Below are 7380 nucleotides of genomic sequence, written 5' to 3'. Positions count from 1 at the left end.
CCGTCCCCCCGGTGGTGGAGGCCGCGCTCGCGCCCCTCATCATCAAGCACGTCGAGGCCGCGCTCGCCGCGCGCCCCGCCATCACCAGCCCTGCGGCGCCCGGCCGTGGTCCGGCCCTGCTGAAGTTCAAGGGCATGTTCGACACGGAGAGCCCGGCGCATGCGCTGCTGGGCGTGCGCATGAAGGCGGCCTTCCTGGAGTTCGAGGACCGCACCGCGCGCGAGAAGTCCAAGGGACTCAACCAGCCGCTGCGCGAGTGGCTCGACAAGGTGAAGTCCGCCGGCGTCTTCGAGTCCGTCTTCGGCCAGGGCGGCAGCCTCTGGGCGCGCGAGTCCGTGAGCGAGGAGATCATCGATGTGCTGCGCCCCGCCTCCATCCTCCTGCGCGCGGGCCCGCGCATCGAGTCGGGCTACGGAGCGAAGCTCACCATCGGCGTCATCAACCAGGGCGTGCAGGTGCAGTGGGAGGGCGAGGACGAGGAGTCGAGCGAGTCGGATCTGGACACGGGGGACCTCATCCTCGGCGCCTACAAGGCGATGGGCACCATCCGCATCAGCAACGGCCTCATGCGCAAGGGCAGCCTGCGCTCCGCCGAGCAGCTGGCCGCCGACGTCGGTCGCGCCATGGGGCTGGCCTTCGACCAGGCGGGTCTCGTGGGCAAGGGCCCGAAGACGCCCACCGGCATCCTCAACACCGCAGGCATCACGAAGAAGGCCATCGCCGGCACCACCATCGAGCAGAAGGTGGCGGACCTGAAGGCCATGGTCGCTGACGTCATGGAGGCCAACATCCCGCTGGAGGGCGCCAACCCGTTCTACTTCATGACGTCCACGACGATGATGCACCTGTCCAGCCTGCGCGACGCGGCCGCCTCGGGCACCGGCGGCTGGGTGTTCCCCGGCCTCCAGGACCTGCAGAACCCCACCCTCAACGGCTTCCCGGTGGGCCACTCGCAGACGCTGGCGGGCAAGAACATCATCGGCTTCGGCCTCGCGCAGGAGCTGTACTTCGGCAACGCCGCGCCGCTGGAAATCGAGCTGGGCGAGAACGGCAACGACTTCAAGCGCGACCGCAAGACGCTGCGCGGGGTGCAGGAAGGCGACTGGCAGGTGCGCCGCCCGAAGGCCTTCTCCATCCGCACGGGCGTCACCTACTAGCCCGCGTCCCATCGCCCTCCTCCCTCACCTTCCGGAGTCCTTCCATGCATCCCTCCCTCGCCAACATCGGCGCGTACATCAAGACGAACACCCTGGCCCTCGCGCCCGCGGCACGCGCGGCCGGCACCACGCAGGGCCCCACCCTCGACGTCCTCTCCTTCCGCTCGGCAGTGCTCGCCGTCGCGGTGGGTGCCGCCACCGGCGGGCCCACGGGCATCAGCGCCACCTTCACCTTCGAGTCCCGTGGCAGCACGGCGGGCGCCGAGGGCGTGCCGGGCGCCTGGGCCCCGGTGGTGGACAGGGACGGCGAGGAGCTGTCCGTCGTCGCCACCGCGGCGGACAGCGCCGTGGAGCTGGACCTGGACTTCTCCTTCCTCGGCGATGACCACGACCAGCTGCGCGTGAAGCAGGTGCTGGCCTTCACCGGCGGCGCCACGCCGACGCTCGCCACCGGCGCCGTGCTGGTGCTCGGTGGCGCCAACCGCCTCCCCGTGTAGCGGCGGGCGCGGACTACCCCCTTCCGTGCCTGCCCGGGCCGGGGCGGCCAGCGCGCCGCCCCGGCCCTCTTTCTTCGAGGTGCCCATGCCTGCCGTTGAGGACCTGCTCACCGCCGCGCAGCTGCCTGCCACCGTGCGCGACGCCGCCGACCCCGAGCGCCTGCCACTGCTCATCACCGCCGCGTCCCTCACCCTGGCGGCGCACGTGGGCTACCTGCTGCACCGGCGCCTGGGCGTCGTGGAGTCCGTGGCGAGCACGGGCGGGCGCTACCTCTGGCTGCGCTCTGGAGGCGTGCGCCAGGTGACGCGCGTGGAGGTGTGCGGCGTGGAGCTGCCGGCCGCCGCGTACGCACTCGAGTCCGCCGTCATGGGCCGGGTGCTGGCGCGCGGGGAGGCGTGGCCCTTCACCGGCCGCTACTCGCCCGGCGTGTCCTCCACTCCGCTGCACGTGGAGGACACGGGCGAGCTCGTCGTCACCTACGACGCCGGCTGGGTGACGCCCGGCCAGGCCGCTTTGGACGGGGCGCTGCAGGTGGACCTGCCGGCGGACCTCCAACTGGCGGCGCAGATGGTGGTGGCCGCGCTGGTGCACGGCGACGGTGCCGAGGAGGCCGTCTCCGAGTCCATCGGCGGCACGTCGCTGACGCGCGCCACGGACGAGGACGGCCAGCTGCCCGCGGTGCCCGCCCGCGCGCGGCGGTTGGTGGCCCGGTACCGCCGCCCGCGCCAGGGGGTGGCGTGATGCTGATGGGACACCGCCTCCGCCAGCGCTTCGGCTTGGCCCGGCTGCTGGGCGTCAACAACCGCGGGGAGGAGGACTTCGCCGAGCCCACCGTGCATGCCTGCCGCTTCGAGGGCAGTACGAAGCGGCTCGTCACCTCGGACGGCACCGACGCCACGTCCGAGGCCGTCCTCTTCACCACCGTCGAGGTGAAACCGGGGGATGCCCTCTGGCTGCCCGGCGCTACCCCAGGCGACCTCGACACCCGGCGCCGGCCCCTGCGCATCACCCCCTGCTTCGACATTCGCGGGGGCCTGGACCACTACGAGGTGTACGTCTGATGGGCGCCGAGCTGCAGGACGTGGAGCTCCACGTGGCCCAGGTGCTGGAGGCCGCTGAGCTGGGCCTCACCATGACGCCCACGCCGCCCGCGCCGCCCAGCCTCTACACGGGGCCCTGGCCGCTCACCGCACCGCCCCAGGTGGTGGCGGTGCGCGAGGTGACGGGCACCGGGCCCGAGGACTACATGGGCACGGGGCGCAGCTACCTCCAGCCGGACGTCCAGGTGCTGGTGCGCGGCCGCACCTACGCGGACGCCCAGGCCCTGGCCCGCCGGTGCTGGAGCGCGCTGCACCTGGCGGCCGTGCCCGGCTACGTCTCCTGCCAGGCGCAGGGTGCGCCCACGTACATGGGCCCGGACGGCAGCGACAAGCACCGCTTCGTCTTCACCGTCACGCTGGCCTACGCCGCCTGACGTGGCGGCGGGCGCCCCTTCTATGGGGCATGCCCGTCCGCGTGAAGCTCGACATGCGCCCCCTCCTCCAGCTGCGCCAGCGCGCGCCCGAGGTGCTGCGCGAGTTGGACAAGCCGGGCCGCGCCACTGTCCGCCACGCGCTGGACCTGTCGCAGTTCGACGTGCCGCGCGGGGACCGTGACGTCGAGTACGACGCGCACGGCAACGCGAAGCGCGAGGAACGCCCGCTCGCCGACACCGGCTTCATCGACGGGCCCGAGCACCACCTGGACCGGCGCCTCTCCACCACGTGGGTGGCCGGCTACGCGCACCCCGCGGCCGGCGCCATCCACGAGGGCTTCCACTGGGGGGACCAGATCATCAACCCGCCTCCTCACTTCCTGAAGAAGGCCTTCCGTCGCAGCCGCTCGGTCGGCCGCAAGGGCGTGAAGACGGCCCTGGAGCAGGCCCTCAAGAAGCTGTTTCCCTCGAAGTGAAAGGAATTGCAGATGGCTGACGAACCGCAGGTCCTCTACGCGCAGCAGATCCACTTCACCGTCGAACCCACCACCCCGCTCGTCACCATGGCCGAGGCGGCGGAGGCCGCTCCTCCCGGCACGGCCACCGAGCTGGACGGCATCATGGAGTGCTCCGTCTCGGAGGCGGCCGACAGCGTCGACACGAACTACTACGGCAGCGACGGCTACAAGACGAACGCCGCCACCCTCACCGCGTTGAGCGTCACCGTCAGCGGCCACCGCATCAAGGACAACGCCGCGCAGAATGCGCTGGAGGGGCAGCTCCGGCGCATCGGCTACCTGCACGTCATCCGGGACGCCGACGCGACCGCGGGCCAGCGCGGCAAGCGCTACAAGGTGCGCGTCATGTCCTTCGAGTCCGGGGGCCCGTCGTCCGACGTGGACAAGCTCACCGTCAGCCTCACCGGCCAGGGCGCTCCCGTCGCGGTGTAGCCGCCCCTTCCTCTCTTCACAGCCCTCACCTTGGAGAAGACAGACATGAGCGACACCAGCACCGCCAGCATGGAGACCGCCCTCGTCTCCACCCCCACCAACCCCGGCGTGCTCAAGCACCGCCTGCTCGCGAAGAACCGCAAGGTCCTCAAGCAGCTCGACCTCTGCGGCGAGAAGGTGCACCTCTGCAAGCCCACGCAGGGCGACCGCGTGAAGGTGATTGAGGCCGCCAAGGCGGAGGGCGAGATGGGCGAGGACGACAAGCCCACGTCGCCGCGCAATGCCCTGCGCCTCGTGGCCCGCATCGCGGCGTGCGTGCTGTACGACCCGACCAACGGCCAGCGCCTCTTCAGTGACGCGGACCTCGACAGCGTGGTGGACAGCGCCGTGTGGCTGGAAGACGTGCAGGAGGACGTGCAGGCAGCCTTCGCGCCGAACATGAAGGACGTCCGAAAAAACTCCGAGCCGACCCCGAGCTGAAGCTCCTCTTCGCGGTCGTGAAGCTCACGGGGCAGTCCCCGGACGAGGTGCGCTCCTGGGACCATGAGGACCTGCTGGGGCTCCTCGCCTACTGCGAGCTGGAGAACGAGGAGTTGAAGCAGCGCACCCAGCACCACCCCCGCCCGGCGGGCGCGCCAAGCCACGCGCCCGCCAGCGGCACCACCACCGTCACCTACCGCCTCGCGCCCAAGCCGTCGCCGAAGCCGAAGCGGTAGGCGGCACACCCCTGGAGTCCCGCCGTGGCCCTGAAGGTTGGAGACCTGTACGTCGCCGTCACCGCCAGCATCGGCGAGGCGGTGCAGTCCCTGGGCAAGCTGGCCAAGGAGGTGGAGAAGGTCGCGAAGGGGGTGAAGGAGGCGGCGGACCCCATCGGCAAGGTGGGCGCCGTCATCGCCGCCGGCATCGGCGGCGCGGTGCTGGCCGCCTCGAAGTCCAACCAGCGCCTGGCGGCGGAGGTGGAGCACATCCAGGAGGTGCTCTACACCTTCGCCGCCGAGGTGGGCGACCTCTTCACCCCGCTGGTGCGGCGCATCGGCGACTTCCTCTCCAACCTCACCGCCCACTTCCAGCGGTTGAGTCCAGGGGTGAAGCGCTCCGCGGCGAGCGTCGCAGCCTGGGTGGCAGGCATTGGCCTGGGCGTCGGCGTCGTGGGGAAGCTAGCCGCCACGGTGGAGGGCCTGGCCAAGGGCGTCGGCCTCGCGATGCAGGCGACGAAGGCCATGCTGCCCGTCATCGCGAAGCTGGGCCCAGTGCTGAATGGGGTGGGCCCAGCCGCCTCGTCGGCGTGGCAGGCGCTGCAGGCCATGAAGACCGTGGACGTCGGCGCCTCCCTGTCCAAGATGTGGGTGAGCTTCAAGGGGATGCTGCCCACCATGGAAGCGATGAAGGGGGGACTCGGCACCCTGGGCAAGTCCATGGGGGACTTCGCCAAGTCCACGCCGTCCATGCTCTCCGGCGTCGGCAAGATGCTGATGAGCTTCGGCGCGGCCGCCGTCCCCATCCTCGCGGTGGCCGCTGCAATCACAGCCATCGTCCTCCTGGCGGGCGTCCTCTATAAGAATTGGGGCGACATCAAGCTCATCGCTGGCGAGGCGTGGGACGCGATGGGCGAGTCCATCGGCCGGATGATGGGCGGGCTGGGCGACGTCGCCGACAAACTGACGGGCATCTTCGTCGCGGCCTTCGACGCCATCAACTCCACCATCAAGAGCATCGTGGACCGGGCCCTCGACTTCGTTGCCTTCCTCGTCTCTCGCTCCGCGAAGGTGCTCCGCCCCATCGCCAAGGCCGCGGGCATGTCGTCGACGGAAAAGGCTCTCGCGTCCATGGAGAAGGTCACGGGGAAGGATCTCCGCGAGGGTGTTGAGGCGGCCTTCGACAGCGGCGTCGGCGCCATGGCGGAGGCCAAGCAGATGATGACCGCCGCGAAGGCGGAGCTGATGGCGGGCGTGACGTCCACTGTCCAGAACGCGGCCGCCGCCGTCGGGCGTGGCGTCGGCGTCGTCAAGGACGTGGCGGGCGCAGGGCTCAGCGACGCCATGACGGGCGTCAAGATGATGCTCGCGGACATCAGCAGCGCCACCGGCATGGACGACCTCAAGGGCCGGCTGGGGCAGCTCATGGAGATGTTCAACGGCAAGAGCGAAGCACGCATCCGCCAGCCGGGGGATCTGACCGGTGACCTCCGGCAGAAAGGCTACGACCAGCTCCAGACCTACGCCGACGAGGCCTCGAAGCGCGAGGCCGACCGCGCGACGGAGGCGGACGCAGCGCGCGCGGCGAAGTCGCTGTCGGACCTGGCCGATGAGGCGGACCGCGCGAAGGACGAGCTGGACTTCAACCGCGACACCTCGGACGACGCTCGGCAGGAGGCTGCCGACGCCGCTCGCGCAGAAATGGAGCGCGCCCAGGAGTCCTTCGGCGCCATCTGGGAGGACACCCAGCGCTTCGCGGAGGACGCGAAGGCGGCCATGGCAGCGGCGCGGGCGGACCTCATCAGCGGCTTCCTCGGCCGCATGGGCGAGTTGGGCAGCATCATCGACAGCGCGAAGAAGGGATTCGAGGCGGGCGGCATCTGGGGCGCCCTCTTCGCCGCCATTGGCGAGCTGCTCATGGGCAGCGAGCAGATGGCGACCATCATCGACATGTTCAACGGCATCATCGGTCAGCTGAAGGACCTCTTCGGCACGGCGGCCACCGGCCTGGAGCCCATCGTGGGGGCCATCGGCTACCTGGTGAACGTCATCATCGACTTCCTCACCCCCGTGATGGAGCAGATGGGGCACGCCATGGAGTCCATCGCCCCCATCATCGTCCTGGTGGGCGTCTTCCTGAAGATGCTCGCGCCGGCCTTCGAACTCGTCGGCAAGGCCACCAGCTGGCTCCTGGAGAACGTCCTCAAGGGACTCTTCGAAGTCCTGCGCTACGTCGGCCTGGGCATCCTGTATGTGATTAAGGGCCTCGCCTCGGCGTGGAATGGCATCATCAGCGCCATCCAATGGGTGTTCAAGAAGCTCGGCGATATCAGCATCCTCGGCGCGCACCCGCTCGGCTTCCTCAAGGGCTGGGCGAAGTCGATGGAGTCCGCGAAGGTGGACACGGAGTCCCTGGCTCGGAGCATCCAGGAACTGGAGGGCCTCACCTGGGACGCGGCCATGGCGAAGGCCAATGAGACAGCCGAGGTCCTCAAGAACCGGGACGCGCTCGCGGACGTGAACGAGGCGCTCACCAACGTGCCGGACCTGTGGAAGGTGGCGCTGCGCCGCTTCGACGCGCAGGACGAGCAGGACGGGCCCAACAC

The 7380-nt window shown here is 70.3% G+C and carries 10 protein-coding genes; all 10 read left to right on the top strand.

Features of this window, described 5'->3' with window-relative positions; all coding sequences use genetic code 11:
* Window positions 1-1157: phage major capsid protein (locus tag D7V97_RS37010; RefSeq protein ID WP_147445129.1), on the top strand; the 1157-nt coding region annotated here is incomplete at its 5' end.
* Window positions 1158-1201: 44 nt separating this feature from the next.
* Window positions 1202-1654, top strand: coding sequence for a hypothetical protein (locus D7V97_RS37005; protein ID WP_120615321.1), 453 nt, complete (start codon window positions 1202-1204; stop codon window positions 1652-1654).
* 85 nt (window positions 1655-1739) lie between these two features.
* On the top strand, window positions 1740-2396 hold the full coding sequence (locus D7V97_RS37000) for a hypothetical protein (RefSeq protein ID WP_120615320.1): 657 nt from the start codon (window positions 1740-1742) through the stop codon (window positions 2394-2396).
* The gene (locus tag D7V97_RS36995; protein ID WP_120615319.1) at window positions 2396-2716 is read left to right on the top strand and encodes a hypothetical protein; all 321 of its coding nucleotides are present in this window, start codon (window positions 2396-2398) and stop codon (window positions 2714-2716) included. Before D7V97_RS37000 ends, D7V97_RS36995 begins: the two co-directional genes overlap by 1 nt.
* A complete protein-coding gene (locus D7V97_RS36990) occupies window positions 2716-3129 on the top strand; it encodes a minor capsid protein (protein ID WP_120615318.1) in 414 nt (137 codons plus the stop codon). The genes D7V97_RS36995 and D7V97_RS36990 overlap by 1 nt, the downstream gene beginning before the upstream one ends.
* Window positions 3130-3182: 53 nt before the next feature.
* The gene (locus tag D7V97_RS36985; protein WP_233583462.1) at window positions 3183-3605 is read left to right on the top strand and encodes a hypothetical protein; all 423 of its coding nucleotides are present in this window, start codon (window positions 3183-3185) and stop codon (window positions 3603-3605) included.
* 12 nt (window positions 3606-3617) lie between these two features.
* Window positions 3618-4079: a phage tail tube protein gene (locus tag D7V97_RS36980; protein ID WP_120615316.1), complete on the top strand. Its 462-nt coding sequence runs from the start codon at window positions 3618-3620 to the stop codon at window positions 4077-4079.
* A 45-nt stretch (window positions 4080-4124) separates the two neighbouring features.
* Window positions 4125-4559: a phage tail protein gene (locus tag D7V97_RS36975; protein WP_120615315.1), complete on the top strand. Its 435-nt coding sequence runs from the start codon at window positions 4125-4127 to the stop codon at window positions 4557-4559.
* 17 nt (window positions 4560-4576) lie between these two features.
* Window positions 4577-4795: a hypothetical protein gene (locus D7V97_RS36970; RefSeq protein ID WP_120615314.1), complete on the top strand. Its 219-nt coding sequence runs from the start codon at window positions 4577-4579 to the stop codon at window positions 4793-4795.
* A 24-nt stretch (window positions 4796-4819) separates the two neighbouring features.
* Window positions 4820-7380 (top strand): hypothetical protein (locus D7V97_RS36965; RefSeq protein ID WP_147445128.1); only part of this gene is annotated, 2561 nt, incomplete at its 3' end.

The sequence above is a fragment of the Corallococcus sp. CA053C genome, assembly GCF_003611675.1.
In the GTDB taxonomy this organism is placed as follows: Bacteria; Myxococcota; Myxococcia; order Myxococcales; family Myxococcaceae; genus Corallococcus.
This window is presented reverse-complemented; position numbering and strand designations above follow the sequence as displayed.